This window comes from Paenibacillus massiliensis subsp. panacisoli DSM 21345 (assembly GCF_000426545.1).
Taxonomy (GTDB): Bacteria; Bacillota; Bacilli; order Paenibacillales; family Paenibacillaceae; genus Paenibacillus; species Paenibacillus panacisoli.
Genome location: NZ_AUFO01000030.1, coordinates 41277 through 65619 on the forward strand (window position 1 = coordinate 41277; position 24343 = coordinate 65619).

Genomic DNA, 24343 nt, shown 5'->3' on the forward strand with positions numbered 1-24343 from the left:
TTGAAAAACAAACTGATCATCTATGTTCTCGCACTGGCTGTTTTTCTGATCGGAACCATTGAATACATTATTACAGGAATCATTGAGATGATCGCTACGGACTTGAAAGTATCGACCTCCGAGGCAGGGTTGCTAGTGACAGTGTTTGCACTCGCAGCGGCCATAATCGCACCGATTCTCATTGCACTCACGATCAATATAGATCGCAAGAAGCTATTAATGTCCACTCTGGGAGTGTTTATCGTGAGTAACGGAATGATGCTGGTGAATCTCTCCTACGAAACATTACTATGGATTCGAATGATTCAGGGAGCTAGTGGAGGAATCACTACCGTAGTTGCCATGGCAATAGCGACACGACTCGTTGAACATGAGAAAAGAGGTAACGCCATTGGCATTATTCTGATGGGGCTTAGCAGCTCGTTAGTGCTCGGTGTTCCTATTGGCACATTTTTCAGTGAAATGTTTGGATGGAGGAATCTTTTTATTTTCATCGGTGTACTAAGCATTCTGCCATTAGTTATCATCTATAACAAGGTTCCGGCAATCAAAGAAGAAGAACAAGTTACGCTCGGAATGCAGCTCTCAATGTTGAAGAGTTCAACGGTTCTGACTGCACTGGTCATTACTTTATTATATGTCGGAGGCTATTCTACACTGTTCACTTATATTACGCCTTTCTTGCAAGCTACATCCTCACTGTCCATTACGGAAATTAGCGGGGTTCTGTTCCTGGCGGGAATTTGTAGCTTCGTTGGGTCAAAAGTGGGTGGGCAGCTGGCAGATGCCAAGGGCTCGAAATTTACAATTTGTCTCGGTCTTCTGTTACAAGGGGCGACACTTCTTTTATTTGCTCTAGCCGGTGTCAATCTCTATGTATTGATCTTGGTTCTAATGATCTTCATGCTAGCAACGTGGAGTATTTCCCCTGCGCAGCAACTATATCTGGTAACTTTAGCGCCTCGAAATCCCGACATTGCCCTGAGCGTAAATACTTCGTTCATTCAATTTGGCTTTGCACTGGGATCTGGATTAGGCGGACTGGTCATCAGCCGTACATCTGTCCTGTATTTGAATTGGCTGGGTTTTGCCGCTGTAAGCACAGCTTTACTTCTTGCCATCTTTTTATTTAAAAAAATGGGCAAAAAGAGAATTGTAGCATAATCCTTCTGTTTTTCAGCATGATTGAACTATTTCAACTCCATACTTTCATGCAAAGATATAAAGGCAGCAGTACCAATAGAGCAGAGGCATGACATAGCGAATCAGAAAGAGTATGGAGGAAATCAATCATGGCGAGATTCAGTTATCCCCTTAGCGAGACATGGAAATTCCAAGCTGACCCTACGAGCGAAGGAAGCATGCAGAAATGGTATGAGCGTGGGCTTCCAGATGCTCAAGAAGTCAGCATCCCACACACCTGGAACGTACAGGCAGGGCTGGAGGAGTTCAGAGGTACAGGCTGGTATTCCTATTCCGTATTCGGTCAGCCGGAATGGGAAGGGCAGCTGCTCCGATTACAATTCGATGCTGTCTACCGGGATGCCACGGTCTGGGTGAATGGGCAGCATGCAGGTGAGCATGCCAATGCCGGTTACACCTCCTTTGTATTGGATGTGTCAGGACTTATTACTCCTGGTAAAGACAATTTGATCGTGGTATCAGTCAATAATGAGAACAGCATGACAGCGCTTCCGTTAAGCAATAGCTTCGATTGGTCTGATGATGGCGGAATTATTCGCGGCGTATCACTGATCGTCACAGGACAGTATGCGATGGATTATACCAAGCTCAAGGCTGTACCCGTATTTACGGATGAGGGCAATAGTGCTGCCTATGGTGTATTATCTGGTGATGTTTTTTTAACTACGGAGAAATCCGCTGTGTTGGACGTACCTTTGATCATGAAGATAGGCATTTTCAGAGAAGACAGTCTTATTGCTCAGCAAGAAATCGAGGTAAGATCGAAGGGGAATCCAGTACAGCTACCCGAGATCCGGGTAGAGCAACCGCACTTGTGGCATTTTGATCATCCTCACCTGTATACCGTCTCCATCTCTTTAACATGCCAAGGACTCATGACCGATGAATGGAAGGGAACCATAGGCTTTAGGGAGATTCAAGCACAAGGTCATCTGCTGCTATTGAATCGAGAGCCTGTGCGATTAATGGGGGTAGAGTGGATGCCAGGGTCGCATCCAGATCACGGAATGGCAGAGACGGAAGAGCAATGGATTGAGATGCTTGAGCATATCAAGCATGCGAATTGCGTAATTACGCGTTTTCATTGGCAGCAGGACAGCAAGCTTCTGGACTGGTGTGATCGTCATGGCTTACTTGTGCAGGAGGAGATTCCGCATTGGCAGACACCGGCAGATCCTGATGATACCTGGCTGGAGCGCTCCATACAGCACGCCTCAGAGATGATTAATCGCCATTATAACCATCCTTGTATTTATGCCTGGGGGTTAGGTAATGAGGTCAATGGACAGTCTCCAGCTACGGTTCACTTTTTCAGGAAGCTAAAATCACTGGTGCACGAAATGGATGATACAAGATTCATTAACTACGTATCTAATACGGTGCATGAGAATCCTGGGCTAGATGCAACCGGGGTGGGCGATCTAATTATGTGGAATGATTATATTGGAACATGGCATGGGGAGCTAGACCGCCCTGCCGTCATTCGGAGCATAAGCGAGGACTATCCTGATCAACCCATTATTGTAGCGGAATTCGGATTGTGTGAACCAGCATTTTCAGGTGGAGATGCACGACGTGGAGAGATTCTGGTAGAGAATACCCTGGAGTACCGCAAGCACCCTGGCATTGCAGCACTCATCTATTTCAGCCTGAACGACTATCGTACGCAAATGGGTGAGGATGGAGAAGGAAGACTTCGACAGCGTATACATGGCTCTATGGATTGCTACGGGATGCCTAAGCCGTCCTATGAGGTGCTGAGAGAATTGGGCTCTCCATTGGAACTAAGGGCTGTCTGCAAGCCGGAAAAGGATGAGCTAGAGCTAAACATTACCATTCGTGACAGTATTCCTAGCTACACTTTGACGGGGTATACACTAACAGTACATGAACCAGGTGGAGGGAACACGAGCATTACACTTCCTAGCATGTTGCCAGGCAAGAGCTATGTAGTGAGTCTCGACGGCATCGCTACAGACCATTGGCAACAAAGCTTGATTCAGATTCAGAGGCCAACTGGCTTCTCTGTAGTGTATGGTGAGCTGATTGAATTTATGGATATATGAGAAATGAGAACGGGGTAACCCTCGTAGATATAGTATTACTTTTCATTGGTTAACTCGTGACATAACTTGACTCAGTAATTCACTGTTTACACTCGTCTACACCGGCATAAGCGCCCCGTGGAACAGATTTTGGTGACCGCCAAGTCTATTCTACGGGGCTATTTTTAATGGATAGAATGTATATGTTTTCAGCGGAGCTGAGCCATTCGATTATCGCAAGAAGAACATTCACTAAAGGCGGTCTGTCTCCTGTGAAAGTACTTCGAAAGACGTTTTTCTTTTGCTTAAAGGATAACTTATATAAGTGATCAGGACTGCTCCCGATGCTGCTTGCGGAAATGGGAAGGCGTTACTCCATAATAGGAAGCGAATTGCCTTGAGAAATAGTCCGATGAATGAAAGCCCACATCCAGTGCAATCTCGGTGATAGGACGGAATGTATATTGCAGGAGCTTCTCGGCTTGTCTGAGTCTGTACTTCATCAAGGTCTCAATAATCGAATCCCCTACCTGCTCTTTGAAGAGGTGCGAGAGTCTCGACGGGGAAAGACAGACTTTGTGCGCCAGCTCCTTGATCGGATGATCCTCTGCGTACTGCTCCACAAGGATATTGAGAACCTCCCGAATGCGGGGGTCCAATGCTTTCTTGTCGGACTGTAGCCCGGAGAGCAACAGAATGATCTCTTCCAGAGCGTTGAGCGTGAGCTCATCTCGTAGCAATGCAAATGGGTCCAGGCGGTAGGAAAGCACACGGCGAAACGCCGATTCGATGGAAGCGCGGGTGCTCTTATCAGTAATATTGATCTGATATACAGGTCCATCCGTATTGCTGGAAGGCATCCAATCGATCCAGGTGATGCGCGGGATGAAATGAGCCCACATTTTCTCCCAGATCATGTCTTCCGTCGTGAAATATTCTTGCGGTGTTCCTGGAGAGAGGAGGGTAACTGTGCCTGGGACACACTCCAGATAGCCTCCGTTACCATTCCGAATCCGGCCTTGGCCTGACAGCGTGTACATAACTAGCCAGTCCTTGGTGCCCTCGGGGCGATGGCACTTATATCCGTAGGGTTCACGATAAAGATCGGACACCAGGATACCGGGTGGATGGGGCGCTTGTTTATGTGATCTGGGGACAGCAGGATAGTCAGGTTTAATAGCCATATTATCATTCCTTTCCGATCTCTCCAATCTTACAATTAGAAGTATATACAGCACAATAGATGATCGCTATATTGCCAAAAGCTGTTGGGAGGAAGGAATGGACTACATGCACTTAACCACACAGCATGATTGTACGGTTATTGCCTTAGATGGCAATGGGCTTATATATTGGACTATGCATGTTCATAATTTTGTCTATAAGTAATAGTCGTATCGTATACTTTGGCTTCATCAGCTCTTGCTGGTGGAGCTTTTTTATTGAGCAAGGATTCGAATGTGGTTGTAGCCCGGCAAAAACAACTTGTTCGTCGTGAGCAAGAAGCGATTTCATTATAAAAATTGAATAGTTTTCTAAGTAAGTTCTATACTTTTTTAGGTCACTGAGAATGAGGCTTCTTGTTATATTGAAAGGGCTTACAAAAATATCCAAAACTAAGGGGGATTCAGCCAAATGTTTAGAAATAAGCTACTAAATGTCTGCCTAGCCGTTCTGTTCATGCTTGTTGGTTGCAGCAAGGAGGCAACCCCAGCCACATCGACCACCGATGGAAGTGAGAGTCAAGCGGTTACCTTTACCTATTATCATTTTGCACCTGGAAACAGAGATATATTAGCTAGCGAGACAACGATTGGAAAGGAGCTTCAAAAACAGACTGGCGTAGACTGGAAGCTGGAGTACCTGGTTGGTGACAGCTCTACCAAAGCAGGTGTTATGATCGCTAGCGGAGATTACCCGGATATTATTAGCTCAAGTGGTGAGATGGATAAGTTGCTTGGTGCAGGCGCATATATTCCATTGGATGATTTGATTGAAAAGCATGGTCCTAATATTAAGCGCGTGTACGGTCCCTATTTTGACAAGATGAGACAGAAGGATGGCGCTATCTATACATTGCCTTACACGGCCAATATGGGTGAGTATATCGGATCTCCTAACATCAGTGGCGGAGCATTCTGGATTCAGCGAGCTGTATTGAAAGCATTCGATTATCCGAAGATCACTACGCTGGATGAGTATTTTGACCTAATCAAACGTTATAAGGAGAAATATCCGAAGGTGGACGGCCTCGACACGATCGGATTTGTTTCCCTTGCAGGTGTTACTAATAACTTCTTTACGCTGCAGAATCCGGCCATGCATCTGGCTGGTTATCCTAACGACGGAAGCGTCATTGTAGATATGAACACTCACGATGCAAAGCTTGTAGCAGGAACAGACTATCAGAAAAGATGGATTCAGAAGCTGAACGAGATCCATGCTCAGGGATTACTTGATCCAGAATCTTTTACTATGAATAAGGATCAGTATTTAGCCAAACTGACCTCTGGTCGTGTGCTGGGGTATTTCAATTACGAATGGCAGGTGGGCGATGCCAACAAAAATTTATTAAGTGCAGGTATTGATGATAAACGGTATGCTCCTCTACCCATTGTATTTGACAAAGGCATCAAAGACCAATATATAGATCCTCCAGGCTTCGTGAACAACTACGGGATCGGCATTTCGGTCAAAGCTAAGGATCCAGTCCGTATTATCCAGTATTTTGATACTTTACTAAAGGAGGAAAACCAGGTACTTGTTCAATGGGGAATTCGGGATCAAACGTACAGTGTAGACGAGAATGGTCGTTACTATTATAAAAATGACGAGCAGCGTAGATATCATGATGATCCTGAGCTAAGACGCACCTTTGGTTTCTCTTATTTTGGCGCATATTGGCCGCGTTACGGTGATAATTCGACCTTGACGGATGGTAACGCTTATAATCCCGGGAATCAGCCAGAGGCTGCATCGTTTTCATATACCGAGGGAGACAAAAAGCTTCTGGATGCATATGGTGTAAATACCTTTAGCGAGCTATTTGCCAAACCGGAAGAGCGCCCGTGGTTTCCAGCTTGGTCTATTGAGTTGGCTCAGGGCTCTCCAGAGCAGATCTTTATCACGAGGTCTGATGATCTGCAAATGAAGTACCTTCCTAAGCTGATCATGGAGTCTACAAGCAATTTCGAGAAGATATGGCTCGAATATACGAATGAGCTTAATAAATTGGACAAAATCACATATGAAGAGACTATTAACCAAGTGGTTAAAGATCGAATAGCTGGGAAATGGTAATGGCCTTGTATTTATACCAGATTGAATATTGAGTGAACCTAACTCCACTAACTCCACATAAAAATAATGGAACCCGGGGATACTTTTATCAAATTCTCCAGTGGAGTGAAATGAATGGATAGTTCCTTTTCGAAAATAAAAGCATCCGGAGTTGTCATGGTTGTCATGAACAGCATGTTGGGGGCTGGAATATTGACGCTTCCCCGGACTATTAGCCAAGCGGTGGGCACGCCTGATGCCTGGATCTCCATAATCCTATCAGGTCTGATGGTTACGGGAATAGGCCTCCTACTGGTTTTTTTGTGCAGAAAATTCCCCGGAAAGACGGTATTTGAGTTCATTCCCGAGATTATTGGGAAATGGCTTTCTTATTTACTCGGGATTTTTATTATTTTGTATTTTACAATTCTTTGTTCCTTTGAGATTAGGGTCATGGCAGAGATTACGGATATGTATTTGCTGGATCGTACGCCGACCTGGGCCAGCATTATGGTGATCATGTGGGTTGGGATCTATATGATTACGGGTGGCATTACGGTGATGATACGGGTATTTGCAATTATTTTACCGATTACATTAGCACTGTTTCTTCTTGTCATGCTACTTAGCAGCCAGACGTTTGAATTGAACCATCTCAGACCGGTATTAGGCCAAGGTATCGTGCCTGTGCTAAAAGGAATCAAGCCATCGTTTCTGTCATATTCGGGATATGAAGTTGTTCTGATCACGACGGCATACATGGCCAATATCAAGGATAGCAATAAAGCAGTATACACCAGCATATCTATTGTTACCTTAATTTATCTGGTTACCATTATTATGGTGATAGGGAGCCTGTCTCTTGAGGGAGCTGAGGCAAGGACTTGGCCGACCTTTGATATGGTCAGAAGCTTTGAGATGGAGGGTTTTCTTTTTGAGCGCTTTGAATCCCAGTTTCTTATCTTTTGGTTAGTACAGATCTTTGCCACTTATGTCTTCAAGCACTATTTCGCATCTGTGGGTATTCGAGATATATTTGGAATTAAGAAAATAAAGACCATACAGTTCATTCTACTACCCGTGCTGTATATCATTTCCTATTTGCCGAAGGATTTGGATCAGACCCTGGCGTTAGGAGATCTACTGGGGGATGTATCTGTCCTTTTGTTCGGGATCATCCCGGTCATGCTGTTGATCGTCAGCTTTATCAGGAAAAGGGGAGAGAGCAAGCCTCGTAGGTCCAAGACATCCTAGGCGTGTACAAAATATACGTGCCCAACAGAGAGTCATTGCATAAACTCGAAGCAAGCACTATTTAGCTGTGATACTTGTCCATGAATGTCCTCCCACATACTCGACCTTCAGGGATGGTTTATACCGTCCCTTGATTGTAGTATCATACATACTAGAAAAAGGTGGAGAGAAGTGGGGAACAGGACAGGATGAGAAATACAGATAGTCAGAGGAAACAGATGCACCACAATAGGAAGAACACAGCTAACATTTGGCTGCATCAGTTCAAACGTTATCGGGCGTTGATCTTCATGCTGATCATTGCCGTAGCTTCGTTATTCAGTGTAGCGCTGCAGCACGAGGAAACAGGACGATCAGAAACAGATAAATGGACTGCTGGTGGGCGTGTTCCTGCTACATGGGTCAGGGCGGTAGATGGTGACACGTTCGTTGTCTCTATCGGAGGGAACGAAGAGAAGGTGCGTTTGCTGTTGATTGACACTCCTGAAAGCGTGAAGCCCAATACACCGGTGCAGCCATTTGCGAAGGAAGCTTCGGATTATACGAAAAGTATGCTTGAGCAGGAAGAATTATCGCTTGAATTCGATGTGTCTGAACGAGATCGCTATGGACGACTGTTAGCCTATGCTTGGGTTGGAGACCGTATGCTGAATGAAATGCTACTGGAGGAAGGGTACGCCCGTGTCGCATACATCTATCCCCCTAATGTGAAATATGTGGACCGGTTCAAGGAGATTCAATCCGACGCCCAGAAGGCAGGAATCGGTATTTGGAGTATAGAGGATTATGTGCAGAAGGATGGCTTCCATCCAGATGGAAGGTAGTCAAGGAACAGAAGCTATCGCGAAGATATCTAGAATTACTGCAGGGTTGGAATAACCTAGCTGCTTGTGGTATGACGTAATACGACAGCCTTCACTCCACTTGAGATAAGGGAGTGAAGGCTGTATTTGTCTTCGTACATCGACGTACAATTGTTTTATTTGGAATAAGTATCTTCTACCACGGTGTTCATCAGAGCTGCATCATCTAGATTCAGTGTAGCTGAACTTGTCAGATCGCCCACGAAGGTTGTGACGCTTCTGGCTGGCAGGTGGGCATAGAATGAGCCGCTGGATGCATTGAGTGTGGCTTCAGATGCCATATTCCGATTGGCATCTGTGATCCATCGGGATAGTGTACCTGCCCTTCCATTTTGCAGGACGAAATTCTGATTGACGGCTGAATCCCCACGATTGATTGCTACGATAACGACTTTGTTGTTGCCTTTGTAAGCAGACACATGCACGTTCGTATCTGGATTCTTGGTCGCATCGACGCGCACATAGCCAGGACGGACGAATTTCGAAAAATGAGCCATATTATAGCCACGCTTGCTGATGGTACCATCTTCTTTCATAGGACCGTATTGTCTGCGGATATACCACCATACATACGCTTGAAAATCGCCTTCTACCATGGCATTATGCATGTGATAGGAGACGTCCAGCGCTTCAGGCCAGCGGTCTGCCGAATTATTGTCACTATTAGGATAGTATACCTCGGTCATCCATAGCTCTTTGCCTGCTCCTTTTTGCTTAAAGAGGGGATAGGCAAAATTGCTGACCTGGGTTCCATACAGATGAGCGCCGAGGATATCCATATTGGCAAGCGCCTGCGGATCATTCAGGATCGGGTCCGATATATTTTTAAGATATTGGAACGATTCAGGTGCCATGACCTTGCAATTGATGGAGCCGGCATTTTCCTTCATGAAGCGAAGAATCTCCTGCGGAGTCCACCATGTCCAGTCATGAGCATAGTCGGGCTCGTTTTGCACCGAGATCGCATAGAGATCTACCCCGTTATTTTTCATATAAGTCACGAAATCATTAAGATGCTGTGCATAAGCAGCGTACTTGTCGTATCTGAGCCGCTTGGCATTGCTGTCACCGTTGCGATTGAAGGTCTCAATCATATCGCTTGGAGGATTCCAAGGGGAAGCGAAGACAATGGCGCCTTTTTCAATAGCTTTCTTAGCGGTGGCTACCTCGCGATTCCAGTTATTGCGATTGGAGTCTACGTAGATTCTCAGCACCGAGAAGCCTAACTGATTTTGTCCATTACCAAAAGCCGTCTCACGTTGGGATGCTGTCAGATCACCAGCCCATGCAGGGTGGTTGATGCCGCCAAAGCCGCGAATGACTTGCTTTTGCGCTGATAAATTAATGGTAGCATCACTTGCCGCAGACGCTGGATTAGGGGCAGGTACACTCAATAGTAGCGGTAATGCCGTCACGCAGGCCAATAGTGTGCAAATGGTCTTTTTTACCCGTGAAATCATGATCTCATCTCCTCATTAATAAATAATTGCATAGCACCATACACTTTAGACATGCAGCTTCTGTAACAGTCTAAGCACACTTTCCGTGTACACCTTTATGAACTTGCCGCGACATTCTCCTTTCTCATAGCCCAATTCCTCATATAAGTAAGCGCTTTCTATTCTGTGTATTATAATACTGAAATTGGTTATGCAAAAAATCTAACACATATCATATTCGCCAAATATTCCCAAAAACCTTTATGTATAAGATATATTTTTTTTGTATTTCAATCCTTCCACTCATGAACAGTCATGATAAGGGATGTTAGAGAATGATATGACGAGCATTGCTGGCTAACGTAGTCTATTGTAAAGGACTCCAGACCCAACTATACGTTGGTGGAGTCCTCTTCTATTAATCAGCAATAATTAACTCTCAAATGCGACAGGATGGTGTGATTACACAATTTTTGTTGCGCTCATAAGCAGATTGGAGAATTCCTGAAATCGCTGCTGCTCGCCCCATGAGTACTGAACTCCGTACCCATGGGCAATGTCCAGATGCTGTAGCCCCTGCTGTAAGATCGAAAATCGGGAGTTCACATACTCGAAGCCCAGGTACTTGTAATGAAGCAGAACGATCTCGATGGTGGGTGGTGAAATGATATTGCCTACAGGAGCAGCTCGATGTCGACCAGGCGTAAAGTTCGTCTCTGTAATCGCGTTGGGATTGAAAATTTGCGGCTTGTCATACATGTGGCGTCGTACTCCGTGTTGAACTGTCTCGCACAACTTGCTTGCTTCATCCGGAAAAGTATCTGTCACCATTTCGAATCCGAGGGGAGTAACCAGGGTAATTCCTTGCGCCTGGCAATCCTCCAGGTAGGCCCTGAGATCCGTATGATATAAGTGCTCATCCACGTCACAGACAATAATCCAGTCCGCCTTGCCGATGCTGTTTTTCCAGAACTGATTGAATAGATCAAGAGCTGTCAATACGAGTGAATGCTCCTTGGTCTCGAAGCTACCGACCGTTACCTTCGGATGCGCCTCCAAGATGGATAAGGAGCGATCGGTCGAGCCATTATCGAAGATAAAGTATTGGTCCACGATATCATCATAATGCCTGAAGAAAAAAGGGAGCATCTTCTCCTCATTCCAGCAGATGGAGTATACATGTATAATCATATGCTTTCCCCGCCTATCTTTCTAATATAATATCGCAAATCCGGTCGACATCTTCTACTGCCAGCTCGGCATACAGAGGCAGGGTGAGCACACGCTTGGCAATAGTTTGGGCTACAGGAGTTGCATTGACATCAAATCGCTGATTATAGCATGCGAGTGTATTGGTCAGAGGATAGAAATACTTTCTGGTGATGATCTGATGTTTCTTGAGCCGTTCATAGATTTCATTTCGGGTGAATCCGAAAGTCGTCTCATGGAAGACAACCGGAAAGTAAGCATAGTTCGATTGCACACCCTCCACGGGACGAATCAATTGAATCCCTTTCACAGGAGCTAATCGCTCCCGATAACGGCTTACAATCTGTTTTCTTTTCTCCAGAACCTCAGGCAGGTGCCGCAGATTACAGATACCCATGGCCGCCTGGAATTCATTCATTTTGGCATTGGAGCCTATTCCTTCTACTGATTCCTCTGACGTAATCCCGAAGTTTTTCAGATGATACAGCTTCTTGCCGATCCCTTCGTCAGCAAAGGTAACCGCACCACCCTCGATGGTGTGAAATACCTTGGTGGCATGAAAGCTGAACATGCTGGCGTCTCCAAATCTACCTACGCTCTGACCGTGAATTTTCTCCCCAAAGGCGTGAGCGGCATCATAGATGACCTTCAGCTCATATTTCTTGGCGATTCGTTCGATCTCATAGACATTGCAAATATTGCCGTACACATGAACGGGTAAGATCGCTGAGGTCTTATCGGTAATCAGGCTTTCAATCCTGCTGACATCCATGGTGTAATCGACCGGGTTCACGTCGCAAAAGACTGGAGTCAGTCCATTCCTGACAATCGCGTGGGTCGTGGAGGCAAAGGTGAACGGTGTGGTGATGACCTCGCCTGTCAGATTCATGGATTGCAGCACTAGCTCCAGTGCCAGATGCCCATTCGTAAATAAAGAGATATAATCAACATCCAAATATTCAACAAGCTGCTGCTCAAAGCGATTATGATATGCCCCCATATTGGTCAGCCAGGCCGTTTCCCACATTGGTCTGATCTCATTCATATATTCCTCAAATGGCGGCATTGAGGAACGGGAGACATAGATTGGTTTTTTACTCAAGTCCGCCGCGCTCCTCTAACCATTTTTGTTCGAGCACAAGAGCTTGCATGCTTCTTTTTTTAAGCTCTTTGCTCGGAATTCCCGCATTGATTGACCATTCATTGGAGTCATTCTTGATAAAGCTGAACGCGCCAAATGAGCTTCCCTCCCTGATGGTGACTCCCGGCATGACGATGCTGCCGCTGCCGATAAGGGAATGCTTTTCAATCCGTATCGGCTCACTGGTCACGTGCTTATACTTCTCAGGCACCATAGGATTCGTCATCGTCTCGCCGGAGTAATCGTCAGATATCGAATAAATGGACACACGTGAGGAAATGTTGGCAAAATCCTCGATGAATATACCCTGATCTCCCCCGTACAAAGCAGAATAAGCAGCTACATGAATATAACTGCCGAGGGTGATCTTTCCGCTCAAAATGCAAAAATCATCAATACGGACATGATTGCCTAGACGTATGTGCTGTGCACCGTAGATGCTAGCTTTGCGGCTAATCCATACGTTATGGCCGTATTCGGCTAATCCAAGCTCAGCGAGCTCATCGTGTGTGTAGAAACTATTAATGGCTCATCCCTCCTTTTCATAGCTAATACAAATATCTTGTTCATTGTATGTAAGTAGGAATTTTTCTGTGCTGATTCTAGGTTGTGGTAGTTTCAAAGACTATTCAGGCTGAGGCGCAAAAAGCAGGGCATTGCAAAAGTGCTGGAGTAATAATCTGGGACTTCCGGGGAAAGCTAACCATCACTCCTGTCTAAGTAACCTAATTACTTATATTCCATCATCCGTGGCATGTCATGTGCTTAGCTTTTTCTGAAACTACTGATGCTGACATAAGAAAGGAATGAGTATATGCGAACATTATATCGGGATTCGACGGGTGTGCTCCGAACGCCACTTAGAGGCAAGGATATCCTGTCCAATCCGTTATTGAACAAGGGAGTTGCCTTTACGGAAGCGGAGCGGTCAGCCCTGCATCTTAATGGCATCCTGCCTCCAGTCGTCCTGAATATCGAGGAGCAGGTGAGTCGTGCTTATGAGCAATTGAAGAATGAGCCAAGCGATCTGCGCAAAAATATAATGCTGAATGATTTGTACAACCGAAATGTGGTCCTCTATTATCGCCTGTTGAGTGAGCATCTTAGCGAATTGCTGCCTATTGTCTACACACCGACGGTAGGACAGGCCATTCAGGAATATAGCCACCAGTACCATAAGCCAGGCGGTGTGTATTTGTCGATTCACAATCTGGATGGCATTGCAGAAGCATTCCACAATACAGGCGTGGAGGCTGGCGATATAGATCTGATCGTAGCTACCGACTCGGAAAGTATACTGGGCATTGGAGACTGGGGCATTGGCGGCATTAACATAGCCATCGGCAAGCTTGCTGTATATACGGCTGCTGCCGGGATCGATCCTGGTCGAGTCTTGCCAGTTGTATTGGATGCGGGGACGAATAATCAGACCTTGCTCCATGATCCGCTATATATCGGGAATCGGCATGAACGAATTCGTGGAGAGCAATACGAGCAATTCATTGATGCCTATGTCCAGACAGCCCGCAGGTTATTTCCGAAGGCACTGCTGCATTGGGAGGACATGAGTCATGTCCATGCCAGAAGCATCTTGAACCGCTACGGTCCGCATATGCTGACCTTCAACGATGATATTCAGGGCACTGGTGCCGTAACACTGGCAGCGATTTTATCCGGGGTGCAGGTTAGCGGTATTCCTCTACGTGATCAGCGAATTCTTATCTTCGGTCCTGGGGCTGCAGGCATCGGCAATGCGGATCAGATTCGCGATGCGTTGATGAAGGAAGGGCTGAGTAAGGAGGAGGCGGAGAGACGGTTCTGGGCATATGATTATCGTGGACTACTCACGGATGAGACGGAGGGGGTGCTGGAGTTCCAGAAGCCGTATATTCGAGGTGCCGAAGAGCTTCGTTCCTGGACGATGGACACGAGCGGCAAAATATCACTACTGGAGGTGGTGAAGCAAGTGAAGCCGACTATTCTGATCGGCACCTCTGGTGTATCTGGTGCATTTAGTGAGCAGGTTATCAGGGAGATGAGCAGCCATGTGGAGCGTCCCGTAATCATGCCCATGTCTAACCCGACCAAGCTCGCGGAGGCGGTGCCTGAGGATCTGCTCCATTGGACGGACGGTAAGGCCTTGATTGCAACAGGTAGTCCATTTGAACCCGTAATCTACAAAGGGACGATCTATGAGATTGGACAAGCAAACAATGCCTTCGTATTCCCGGGCTTGGGACTTGGAGCTATTGTAGCTCAAGCCAAGGTATTCACCAGCAAAATGTTCACCGCCGCTGCTCATGCCGTAGCGGATGCTGTAGATTCAACCAAGCAGGGTGCTCCGTTGCTGCCGCGGGTGAAGGATCTGAAAAATGTCTCGGTTGCAGTAGCTATAGCTGTAGCCAAGGCTGCCATAGAGGATGAGGTTGCATTACAGGTGCCAGAGGATGTAGAGGAGGCAGTGCGCTCTGCTATGTGGCAGCCTAGGTACAGGCCGCTACAGGCTATGGAGAGACTGGAATCCAATAGCTAATTACCAAAGTAGTTACAAGTGCTGAATAGGCTGCAGACGGACATGAAATCACCCGCTACCGCTCGGTAGCGGTGTTTTTGATAAGAAGTGGTTAATTGCATGATTTCATAAGCTATCGAGAGCTTGGAATAGAAAAAGGCAACTTTACCCGTTTACATAAATCATTCCTGTCAAAATTAAGCTAGCCGCCGTTTTACACCATCGGTATAAAGGAATATTCTATTCAAGTCCCGACTGGCGAAGATAATCCTGGCCGCTTGGGGGAGACTATGACAACGAGCAGATTCGCATGCTTAAGCATGTGTGAACTGATTCATTCTTCTTAGAAAGTAGCGGTGAGCCTTGTGTTTTCTCAATTAAAACGCTTTTTAATCGGTAGACCCTTGAAATCTCATGAAGCCGGGGAGCAGAAGCTGAACAAGAAAAAGGCGCTCGCAATCCTGTCCTCGGATGCCCTGTCCTCTGTGGCTTATGGACCGGAGCAGATCCTGATTGTTCTGGTGACCGTGGGCACGGCAGCCTTCTGGTATTCCATTCCTATCGCAGTATGTGTGCTCGTGCTGCTGACGGCCTTGATCCTGTCCTATCGGCAGATTATTTTTGCGTATCCTCAGGGGGGCGGAGCCTATGTCGTCTCCAAGGAGAACCTTGGAAAATATCCAGGGCTTATAGCTGGCGGGTCATTGCTGGTGGATTACATTTTGACGGTTGCGGTCAGTGTATCAGCCGGTACGGACGCGATTACCTCGGCTTTTCCAAGTCTACATCCTTATAACGTGCTTATTGCGGTAATCTTTGTGGTATTACTCACGATTCTGAATTTACGGGGCGTGACGGAGTCGGCTTCGGTACTTGCGTATCCGGTGTATTTGTTCGTGATCGCTTTATTTATCCTGATCGGGGCAGGATTATATCGTATTGTCACAGGTCAGGTGGACCCAACGATGCATGCGAATATTGGGACGCCTGTGGCGGGTATCAGTTTGTTCTTGCTGCTACGCGCCTTCTCATCAGGCAGCTCTGCCCTGACAGGGGTAGAGGCCATCTCGAATGCGATCCCGAACTTCAAGAGTCCGGCACCGAACAATGCAGCCAAGACACTACTCGCGATGGGCTCATTGCTAGCCCTGTTGTTCTCGGGTATTGTGCTCCTTGCCTACTATTATGGTGTGACTCCGCTTAGGGAGGTGACTGTGGTATCGCAGATTGCCGAACAGACCTTCGGCAGGCATGTTATGTACTATTTCATTCAAGGTACGACAGCGCTTATTCTTATTCTGGCAGCCAATACGGGGTATTCGGCCTTCCCGCTGCTGGCGGTTAATCTGGCCAAGGATAAATTTATTCCGCGAATGTTCACGGTTCGAGGGGATCGTCTTGGCTATTCGAACGGAATTATTAGTCTTGGTGCCTTGTCTATTATTCTGATCATTGCCTTCGAGGGACAGACTGAGCATCTGATTCCACTGTATGCAGTGGGTGTGTTCATTCCATTCACCCTGTCCCAGACAGGCATGATGCTTAAATGGCTACGTGAAAAGCCCAAGGGCTGGGTGCTTAAATGGATAACCAATACGACAGGAGCTTTAATCAGCCTGATGGTTGCTCTGATGTTCTTTCTGACCAAATTTAGCCAGGTGTGGCCAGTGCTCATCTTCCTGCCGGTCATCGTATGGCTGTTCTACCGTGTGCGCAGACATTATGATGATGTAGCTGATCAGCTCAGATTGTCTACGTGTGAGCCACCACTACCGATTGATGGGAATGTGGTCATACTGCCAGTGGCTGGTATTACTCATGTTGTCGAGAATTCATTGAATTATGCTAAATCCTTATCACCACAACAGATTATTGCAGTCTATGTCCCGTTTGAGCGGGAGGATGAGCTGATCTTCGAGAAGAAATGGAAGGAATGGCAGCCTGACATTCGACTGGTTACCTTGTACTCTCCTTATCGCAGCATTATTCATCCCTTGAGTAAATTCATTGATACGGTGCAGCGCAAGGCTAGCTCGGCGAACTATCAGGTGACGGTGATCATCCCGCAATTCATCCCCAAGAAGGGGTGGCATAATATTTTGCATAATCAGTCCAGTCTGTTGATCAGAGCACATTTGCTCTACAGGAAAAATGTCATTATTACCACCGTACCATACCATCTGAAAAAGTAAGTAGCTACGCCCGTCAATTCATGGAGAAGTGAACCCACTCTCTGCCTTGGCGGGCGTTCATAGCATGAAAAAAGGACTGTGCCCGTGTATTGTCACTGGCGGTAATCCACGTCATATTGGCAAAACCATGCTCTCGGGCATAGGTGACACAGGAATGATATAGCTTCTCCTCAAGCTCCGAATTGCGATAAGCCTCTTGTACATAAAGGTCATTCATGACCGCAATTCGATCAGCCTTCATCGTACTCAATGTAAAGAATAGGGTTGCGAAGCCTACACACTTCCCTTGATCCTCGGCAATAAATTGAATTCCTTCCTGCTGATCCATTAACAAATGAACCATGCTGTGAAGCTTCTCTTCGGATGGAGCAGGATTTTTGTAAAAATCCACTATGTATTCATACATCAATTCCGTCAGCTGGGTCAGATCATGTGGTGTCACATTTCTAATCATTGTTGTCATGGCTAGATTCTCCAATTCGGTTTTTGTGAAGTGATTGAATAAATATACAACCATAAGAATAAAAATTCAATACAAAACTGAAAAAATTCAAATTGTACACAAACATCCCATTTGTACAATATTCTGTTCAAGCCAAAGTACATATAATAGACTTAGTTCAGATATCAGTTGCATGCAGACAGGGAGGGAGTCCACTTGAGCTCGTTCTACATGTACCGCAACCTGCGAAGCAGGCTACTCGTAGGAATTACCCTATGCGTTACGCTAACGCTCGTGCTATCGACTACAGTCTATTATTTCTATTATGTTCAGGTTGAGCAGGAGCAAGCCTTCGAGGCGAATCATGCTGGTCTGATGCGCAGGAGTCGTGAGGTCAATAATATGACGTCTGTAGCGCAGTCGCTCGCCTTTCAGATGTATCGAAGCAGTACACTGTCCAAGTTGCTGTATTACCCGGAGCCCATAGTCTATGATGTCACGGGTGCTATGGCGGAAATGAACAACTATCTAAGCTCTATGCCTTATATTGAGTCCATCTATGTGTATAATGCACAAAGCAATACCGTATACATCGCCTCTAATCGCGGACAAAATGGCATCTTTCATAAGGAGGAGCTAGCGGATAAAGGCATTTTGCAGATCATGAAGCAGTATCAGAATTATAAGCCCTTTACGCCAATTCCAAGAGTGTACTCCGTGTTACCTCCCGCGGAGCTTGCGGCTGCCGAATCAGCAGCTGGAGCGAGTCAGTGGGATGATTCGAGAGTAGCTGCTTATACGTATCTATGCTATGACGCAATCAATGCGGAGGAGCGGATCCAATCCGCAATTATCGTTAATGTATCTGCGGCCTGGATGAATACCGGGATGGCTGCCGAAGAAGAAAATAGCAGCTCTGCTATTCAATCCTATATTCTGAATGATCAGGGGAGACTATTGTCTGCTGGGACACTAATAGACACAGAGGCAAATAAGCACGATCGGGGTTGGTTAACGACGAAGATCTATAAGCAGAGCTCAGGCTACTTTATTGATGAATTCCAGGGAAGGAAATCGTTGATCTCGTTCACCTCACCAGACCAAATGAATTGGCAATATATCAGTATCACTCCTTATGAAAGCGTTATCAGTATGACTAGTTCATTACGAAATACAATGCTGTTCATTGCTTTTATGATTGCTGTGGCTGGGCTCGCGGCTTCTTGGAAAATATCTCGTATTCTATATACGCCGATCAACCGTATGCTGGCCTATGTGAACACACTTGAATCGGAGAAACGTAACAGTATGTATACGATTCGTCAAAGCATGCTCCTGAGTATGGTACGAGGCAATCAGTCCATGTCAGAGGAGAAGGGGCTGACTCGACGAATGGAGCTTGGCATTACATTCCCATTTCATGAGGATTATCGTCTCGTACTCATCCACATTGATGAATATTTCCGCTGGCAGCAGGAGCGTGGTCCGGATCTCCTTCCCTACAAATTCGCGATCATGAACATTGCATCCGAGATCGGAGGTCAGGCTTATCGTGTGGAGACGATTGATGCGGAGGGAGCAGAGGTCATTCTGCTGCTGCATATGGAGAGTGCTACGATTTCAGATCAGGGGGACGATTCGAAGCTACTGCTGGAAGCTGTGCTGCGTCAAATACGTGAGGCATGTCTTGAATATTTACGGTTATCTATATCAACGTCTTATAGTCAAGTAAGTAATCAGCCACAGCAACTACCAAACTTATACCTTCAGGTGCAGGAGGCGATGGAGCAACGTTATTTCCTGGGTAATGGAATTATTGTGGATGCAAAGGCGATGGAGCAAGCTGCACTTCAGCATACGTACTATTATCCTGCTGATAAGGAGAAGAAGCTGCTGGATTACTTGAGGTCAGGGCATACCGATGAAGCCTATACGCTGTTGCAGAAAATGATTGCAGCGATGCAGGGGGCTTCGTTCTCGGCAACGCAGATAGCGCTTTCAAGGTTGGTGCTGAATCTACAGCAAATGATCGGTCATATCGAGGAAATGAACGGATTCAAGGCAGGCGTAATCCCACAGGTACCCGTACCAGAAGCTTTCGATACGGTGACGGAATGGCAAAGGGAGGTGGAAATCGTATTCTCTTGTGTACGGCAACAGCTGCTGCATAAGAGAAGCACCAAGCAAGAGCAACTGGTGGAGCAGATTCAGGAGAAAATTAATCGATGCTATGGGGATGCTGATTTTTGTCTGAATCAGATCGCGGAGGAGCTTGATCGCTCCCCCGTGTATATCAGTCGAATTTACAAGCAGCAGATGATGATTACGATCGTAGATGCTCTGCAGCGAACTCGCATCGAGAAGGCCTGTCAATTGCTGCTGGAGACGGATTGGCCTGTAGCGGATATTGCGATGCAAACGGGCTTTGCCAGTACCTCGTACTTTCACCGGATGTTCAAGCGTGCTCTTGGCGTAACTCCTACAGATTATCGCCGCTCCCGTCCGATCTCGGTATAAGGCAAGCAAGTCTACAGACAACAGCCGTGCAATACAGCTCCTTAGGTAGAGCGTAGCACGGCTGTTATCTTTGGTCAGCATTGGTTCGGGCTGTCATAGCTGCGTTACTTGAGAGGATTATTGAATTCCCTTTTCCTGAACATAGGCTTCCCATTGCTTGGTGTACTCGCTTTGCACCTTCTCCAGTCCGGCTTGCTTGGCTTTTTGCATGAATATTTCAAGACCTTCATTAATATCCGCTACAAGCCCAGCCTGCAGGGGATAGAGATATTGCTTCTCCACTTGCTCCAGAGCAGCCTTTTCGGCCTGATAGGTAGTATAGTCCTCTGCGAACCCAGTATAGATGTCAGGCTTTTGAATCGTGTCCAGCTCTGCAAAAATCTCCTTCACCTTATCGAAGCTCGGATCAAACAGCATATATTCGGGATTGCGCCAAGCCCAGCCGTTCATGGCCTCGCGTGGGAAGCCATTGCTTGCACTCGTCCCCAGCATTTGATAGTAGCCATCCTTAACGGTGTAGTTCTTGCCCTCAATTCCATATTGCGTCAGCAGATTGTAACGCTTGTCGGTCACAAGCTTCTCATAGAAGGCTAGCGCTCGGGCAGGATTCGGGCTGCTCTTTGGAATGGCGAACCCATTATGAATCGGGTGCACGGGTGTCGCATAGCCTGTCGTCAGTGGGAATGGATAGTATTCCAGCTTCCAATCCGGGTGGGAGGACTTCAGCTTGATGACCATATCGTTGAAGCGATTCGGATTGTCGCCGAAGATGGTGGCAGCCTTACCTGATGTCACCTGATCCTGCAGGGTATCCTTAATATTCAGAACGTTCTTCGGAATGAAGCCTTTGTCGGCCCAGCGCTTGTAGGTATTCAGCTCTTCCTTATGCTCGTCGGAGCCCCAATAGGCATATACCTTGGTGGGCTGCTCATATTTGATCCCGATGCCATAAGGAAGCGCACCGACGCTCTTCGTGGCCAATTCTGTGTAGCGATCATGCAGATTGCCTTTGACATCGCTGTTGAGCGAGATGGGACGCATATTGGGCTCATGCTGACGGATACCATCCAGATAAGCCTCAAAGCTGGCTAGATCCGTGGGCTTTGGCAGGTTGTATTTCTCGCGCAGGTCCTCGCGCCAGACGAACCCATTCGTGACATATTCCTTGAAGGTGCTAGGTACGGTATAGATTTTGCCATCAATCTTGACGGCATCCCACATCTCCTTGGGCACGAATGAATTTAATGTAGGAGCGGCTTCAGGCAGGAGCTCATCCAGAGGGAGAAAGGCCCCTTTTTTGGCATAGGATTGATATTGTGTCCAATCGGCTGTGAAAATCAAGTCAATGGGCTGGCCTGAAGATAGAAGCAGCTTGTATTTCTGATCCCAATCGGTCCAGGTCGTATAGTTGAATTTAACGGTGGCATTGAGCTCCTGTTCCGCCATTTTGTTAATCTCAGCTTCGATCGTTGGCAGCTCCTTAGGCGCATCCCCGAGCATATAGAATTGCAGCTGCACTTTCTTGGACATATCATCCTTGACAACGGCTGCAGGATTACCTGGTTTCTGTGGCTCTTGACTACCACCGCAGCCGCTCAGCAAAAAGAGGACGAGCAGCATTGGCACCAGTATAAGCAGATACGGCTTGCTGTATTGAAAAAAATCCATGGGAAGGCCTCCTTAGGTTACGTAAGTTAGGTTTGACCTGGCGATACAACAGGTAATCAGACCCATTATCCTTTGACTGCACCGATGGTCAGTCCCTTAACGAAGTAGCGCTGAACGAAGGGGTACAGTAGCAGGATCGGACCAGTGACGACGATGGCCATGGCCATCTTGGTGGATTCGGTCGGCATATCCGCCGAGAGAGAGACTCCTGTGCCTGCGCCCATCTGCGCAATGAACTGCATCGAATTAACGACATTGTACAGATAGTACTGCAGTTGGTACTTGTGCGGATCATTGATGAAGAGCGAAGACAAGAACCAGTCATTCCAGTAAGCAAGGGCCAGGAACAGACCTATGGTGGCAATGCCTGGCGTGGACAGTGGCAGTACAATTTTGTAATAAATCTTGAAGTCACCCGCCCCATCGATCTTGGCAGAATCGAATAGCTCATCTGGCATCGAGGAACGAATGAAGTTCTTCATAAGAATGATGAGGAATGGAGTCATCAGGCCTGGAAAAATGAGAACAGCATACGAGTCCAGCAATCCAAGATATTTGGTCAGCAGGATGTACCAAGGCACAAGACCACCGCCAAACAGGGTTGTGAAGTAAATGTAGAAGGACAGGCTGTTACGATATTTGAAATCCTTGCGTGCCAGTACATAGCCAGCCATCGTCATGAAGAATAGCCCTAGCGTCGTACCGACAACCGTGGTGAAGACGGTGACCCCATAGGCTCGAAGGACCTCTTCCGGGAAGGTGAACACGGTGCGGTAGCCCTCCAGCGAGAACTCTTTAGGAATGAAATGGAAGCCATCGCGTATGATCGATTCATTGCTCGTGAACGATGCCGACAGGATGAACAGAAAGGGAAGCAGGCAGACGATGGCTGCTGCAAGGGTCAACAAGTAGGATATCCATTGGAAAATACGACTGGAAAGCTCCTCTTTAATAGTCATGGCAAGGGAACTCCTTTCCTAGAATAAGGCGTATTCATCATTAATCTTGCGAATGATATAATTGACGGTCATGATTAGCACGAAGCCGAACAGAGATTGATACACACCGGCGGCCGTAGCCATCCCCACATCAAAGGTAACCTTGAGTGAACGGTATACGTAGGTATCGAGAATGTCAGTCGTATTGTACAGCATCCCGTTGTTGCCAATAAGCTGATAGAACAGGTCGAATTGTCCCTTCATAATACTGCCGAGTGCGAATAGTAGCAGGACGATGAAGGTGGACTTGAGCATGGGCACGGTAATGTACCAGACTCGCTGCCAGATATTCGCTCCATCCATTTTGGCGGCTTCATAATATTCTTCATTAATACCGACAATGGCTGCCAGATAGATGACCGTGCTGTAGCCAAGGTTCTTCCATAGGTAGAAGAAGATGATCAGGAATATCCATACCCATGGCTTGTTGTACACGTCAACGGGCTCGCTCCCGAGCTGCTGAAGCATCGTATTGAGGAATCCGCTCTCATAATTGAAAAGATTATACACAATGACACTCAGGATCACGAAGGATACGAAGTAGGGCAGGAACATGACGGATTGAGCCAGACGCTTGAACCAGCGAGCCCGCAGCTCATTGAGCATAATGGCGAAGGCGATCGCCATCGTATTGCCGAGCAGAATAAAGGCGGCATTATAGCCGACCGTGTTCAGCGTCAGCTTGGTCAAGGTGCCAGATTGCCATAGGAATTGAAAGTTCTGCAGACCAACGAACTGAGCATTGAACAAGCTGGTATTGAAATCGAACTGGGTGAAGGCGTAATAGATCCCGACCATAGGGAGATAGGAGTTAATGAAGAAGAAGATCAAGGTCGGTAGCAGCATCAGGAACAAGATGTGATTTCGTCGTAGCTCCAGCAGGAAGCCTCGGAGTCTCCCGACTTTGGGCGTAGGGACGGGGAGGGAGGCATCTGTAGGCAAATGAACGGCTTGCTTGGAGACAGGGGTCAATGCAGGTCACTCCTTTCTGGTATGTAGACAGAGTAGAAGTAGCATGAAGACGAATAGTGAGTAAAAAGAGTTCACTCGTGTGATTTCATGCTCGCCCAGCTGCTATCAGATGTGGAGCCGTGGTGCCGCAAGCAGAAGTAGCGTATGTTCATTATTATGTAAGCGCATACAGTTTGGGGAGTGAAGCCTTTCGTGGTTGGTGAACAAAAGTATATTTTTCTAATGTGAAGGATGTGGATCGGAGTGTACAAAATGAACCTTGATGGACAAAAAAGCCCCGAGAACAGGGTGGTCAAGACCCCATTTAGTGGACATTGAAAAAACACCTAAGCTAGAAACTGGCGTCGGTACTCTACCGGCGTCAGTTTGTTTAATTTACGCTGTGGTCGTCTTCGGTTGTAAAAACGTATGTATTTCTCAATTCGTCTTTGTGCCTCTGCCAGATTTCGTATATCATAGGGATAGAGTCCTTCCGTTTTGAGATGCGAGAAGAAACTCTCCATGGAGGCGTTGTCTAGGCAATTGCCCCGGCGAGACATGCTGATTTGGGCGCCAACCTTTGGCAGCATGTCGTGGTAAGCATGAGACGTGTACTGGAACCCTTGGTCG

General features: G+C 46.8%; 18 protein-coding genes. 8 read left to right on the forward strand and 10 right to left on the reverse strand.

Going from position 1 to position 24343, the window contains the following annotated elements; genetic code table 11:
* A complete protein-coding gene (locus tag K331_RS0119785; RefSeq protein WP_028591646.1) occupies positions 1-1164 on the forward strand; it encodes an MFS transporter in 1164 nt (387 codons plus the stop codon).
* 128 nt (positions 1165-1292) lie between these two features.
* Positions 1293-3269 carry a glycoside hydrolase family 2 protein gene (locus tag K331_RS0119790; RefSeq protein WP_028591647.1) on the forward strand — a complete coding sequence of 659 codons (1977 nt, stop codon included), beginning with the start codon at positions 1293-1295 and terminating at the stop codon, positions 3267-3269.
* A 308-nt stretch (positions 3270-3577) separates the two neighbouring features.
* Here the strand turns inward: K331_RS0119790 and K331_RS0119795 are convergent, their stop codons facing one another.
* Positions 3578-4432 (reverse strand): helix-turn-helix domain-containing protein, encoded by an 855-nt coding sequence (locus tag K331_RS0119795; protein ID WP_028591648.1) that lies wholly within the window; start codon positions 4430-4432, stop codon positions 3578-3580.
* Between the two features lie 451 nt (positions 4433-4883).
* Here K331_RS0119795 and K331_RS0119800 point away from each other — a divergent pair, with 451 nt between their 5' ends.
* The 3 genes from K331_RS0119800 (at position 4884) to K331_RS29990 (ending at position 8605) form a co-directional block, all read left to right on the forward strand.
* Positions 4884-6548, forward strand: a complete 1665-nt coding sequence (locus K331_RS0119800) for an ABC transporter substrate-binding protein (RefSeq protein ID WP_028591649.1) — start codon at positions 4884-4886, stop codon at positions 6546-6548.
* Positions 6549-6662: 114 nt separating this feature from the next.
* Complete coding sequence (locus tag K331_RS0119805) at positions 6663-7781, forward strand: GerAB/ArcD/ProY family transporter (protein ID WP_028591650.1); 1119 nt, start codon at positions 6663-6665, stop codon at positions 7779-7781.
* A gap of 218 nt (positions 7782-7999) precedes the next feature.
* The gene (locus K331_RS29990; protein ID WP_226383645.1) at positions 8000-8605 is read left to right on the forward strand and encodes a thermonuclease family protein; all 606 of its coding nucleotides are present in this window, start codon (positions 8000-8002) and stop codon (positions 8603-8605) included.
* Between the two features lie 155 nt (positions 8606-8760).
* On the opposite strand, the gene K331_RS0119815 is transcribed toward K331_RS29990, so the two are convergent.
* The 4 genes from K331_RS0119815 to K331_RS0119830 all read right to left on the reverse strand — a co-directional run bounded on the left by K331_RS0119815 (position 8761) and on the right by K331_RS0119830 (position 12812).
* Positions 8761-10104, reverse strand: a complete 1344-nt coding sequence (locus K331_RS0119815) for a glycoside hydrolase family 30 beta sandwich domain-containing protein (RefSeq protein ID WP_028591651.1) — start codon at positions 10102-10104, stop codon at positions 8761-8763.
* Between the two features lie 441 nt (positions 10105-10545).
* Positions 10546-11274 (reverse strand): glycosyltransferase family 2 protein, encoded by a 729-nt coding sequence (locus tag K331_RS0119820; protein WP_018883443.1) that lies wholly within the window; start codon positions 11272-11274, stop codon positions 10546-10548.
* A 13-nt stretch (positions 11275-11287) separates the two neighbouring features.
* Complete coding sequence (locus tag K331_RS0119825) at positions 11288-12394, reverse strand: DegT/DnrJ/EryC1/StrS family aminotransferase (RefSeq protein WP_028591652.1); 1107 nt, start codon at positions 12392-12394, stop codon at positions 11288-11290.
* On the reverse strand, positions 12387-12812 hold the full coding sequence (locus K331_RS0119830) for an acyltransferase (RefSeq protein ID WP_226383646.1): 426 nt from the start codon (positions 12810-12812) through the stop codon (positions 12387-12389). The genes K331_RS0119825 and K331_RS0119830 overlap by 8 nt, the downstream gene beginning before the upstream one ends.
* A 435-nt stretch (positions 12813-13247) precedes the next feature.
* On the opposite strand from K331_RS0119830, the gene K331_RS0119835 reads away from it, so the two are divergent.
* The gene (locus tag K331_RS0119835; protein ID WP_028591654.1) at positions 13248-14966 is read left to right on the forward strand and encodes an NAD-dependent malic enzyme; all 1719 of its coding nucleotides are present in this window, start codon (positions 13248-13250) and stop codon (positions 14964-14966) included.
* A gap of 344 nt (positions 14967-15310) precedes the next feature.
* Positions 15311-17137, forward strand: coding sequence for an APC family permease (locus tag K331_RS0119840; RefSeq protein ID WP_028591655.1), 1827 nt, complete (start codon positions 15311-15313; stop codon positions 17135-17137).
* Between the two features lie 13 nt (positions 17138-17150).
* On the opposite strand, the gene K331_RS0119845 is transcribed toward K331_RS0119840, so the two are convergent.
* The gene (locus K331_RS0119845) at positions 17151-17600 is read right to left on the reverse strand and encodes a GNAT family N-acetyltransferase (RefSeq protein WP_028591656.1); all 450 of its coding nucleotides are present in this window, start codon (positions 17598-17600) and stop codon (positions 17151-17153) included.
* 195 nt (positions 17601-17795) lie between these two features.
* Between K331_RS0119845 and K331_RS0119850 the strand changes: the two genes are divergently transcribed.
* The gene (locus K331_RS0119850; RefSeq protein WP_028591657.1) at positions 17796-20096 is read left to right on the forward strand and encodes a helix-turn-helix transcriptional regulator; all 2301 of its coding nucleotides are present in this window, start codon (positions 17796-17798) and stop codon (positions 20094-20096) included.
* A 117-nt stretch (positions 20097-20213) separates the two neighbouring features.
* On the opposite strand, the gene K331_RS0119855 is transcribed toward K331_RS0119850, so the two are convergent.
* From K331_RS0119855 to K331_RS31650, 4 genes are all read right to left on the reverse strand, one after another.
* A complete protein-coding gene (locus K331_RS0119855) occupies positions 20214-21716 on the reverse strand; it encodes an extracellular solute-binding protein (protein WP_404821513.1) in 1503 nt (500 codons plus the stop codon).
* Between the two features lie 113 nt (positions 21717-21829).
* Positions 21830-22723 (reverse strand): carbohydrate ABC transporter permease, encoded by an 894-nt coding sequence (locus K331_RS0119860; protein WP_018883435.1) that lies wholly within the window; start codon positions 22721-22723, stop codon positions 21830-21832.
* A gap of 18 nt (positions 22724-22741) precedes the next feature.
* Entirely contained in the window at positions 22742-23608 is an 867-nt protein-coding gene (locus tag K331_RS0119865) for an ABC transporter permease (protein ID WP_231505448.1), read from the reverse strand.
* A 452-nt stretch (positions 23609-24060) separates the two neighbouring features.
* On the reverse strand, positions 24061-24343 hold a 283-nt coding region (locus K331_RS31650; protein ID WP_028590575.1), incomplete at its 5' end, for an IS3 family transposase.

Excerpts from the sequence above, each read along its gene's own strand:
- K331_RS0119790 (WP_028591647.1), top strand. The coding sequence starts at position 1,293 with ATGGCGAGATTCAGTTATCCCCTTAGCGAGACATGGAAATTCCAAGCT.
- K331_RS0119795 (WP_028591648.1), bottom strand. The coding sequence starts at position 4,432 with ATGGCTATTAAACCTGACTATCCTGCTGTCCCCAGATCACATAAACAA.
- K331_RS0119800 (WP_028591649.1), top strand. The coding sequence starts at position 4,884 with ATGTTTAGAAATAAGCTACTAAATGTCTGCCTAGCCGTTCTGTTCATG.
- K331_RS0119805 (WP_028591650.1), top strand. The coding sequence starts at position 6,663 with ATGGATAGTTCCTTTTCGAAAATAAAAGCATCCGGAGTTGTCATGGTT.
- K331_RS29990 (WP_226383645.1), top strand. The coding sequence starts at position 8,000 with ATGCACCACAATAGGAAGAACACAGCTAACATTTGGCTGCATCAGTTC.
- K331_RS0119815 (WP_028591651.1), bottom strand. The coding sequence starts at position 10,104 with ATGATTTCACGGGTAAAAAAGACCATTTGCACACTATTGGCCTGCGTG.
- K331_RS0119820 (WP_018883443.1), bottom strand. The coding sequence starts at position 11,274 with ATGATTATACATGTATACTCCATCTGCTGGAATGAGGAGAAGATGCTC.
- K331_RS0119835 (WP_028591654.1), top strand. The coding sequence starts at position 13,248 with ATGCGAACATTATATCGGGATTCGACGGGTGTGCTCCGAACGCCACTT.
- K331_RS0119845 (WP_028591656.1), bottom strand. The coding sequence starts at position 17,600 with ATGACAACAATGATTAGAAATGTGACACCACATGATCTGACCCAGCTG.
- K331_RS0119855 (WP_404821513.1), bottom strand. The coding sequence starts at position 21,716 with ATGCTGCTCGTCCTCTTTTTGCTGAGCGGCTGCGGTGGTAGTCAAGAG.
- K331_RS0119860 (WP_018883435.1), bottom strand. The coding sequence starts at position 22,723 with ATGACTATTAAAGAGGAGCTTTCCAGTCGTATTTTCCAATGGATATCC.
- K331_RS0119865 (WP_231505448.1), bottom strand. The coding sequence starts at position 23,608 with ATGCTGCTACCGACCTTGATCTTCTTCTTCATTAACTCCTATCTCCCT.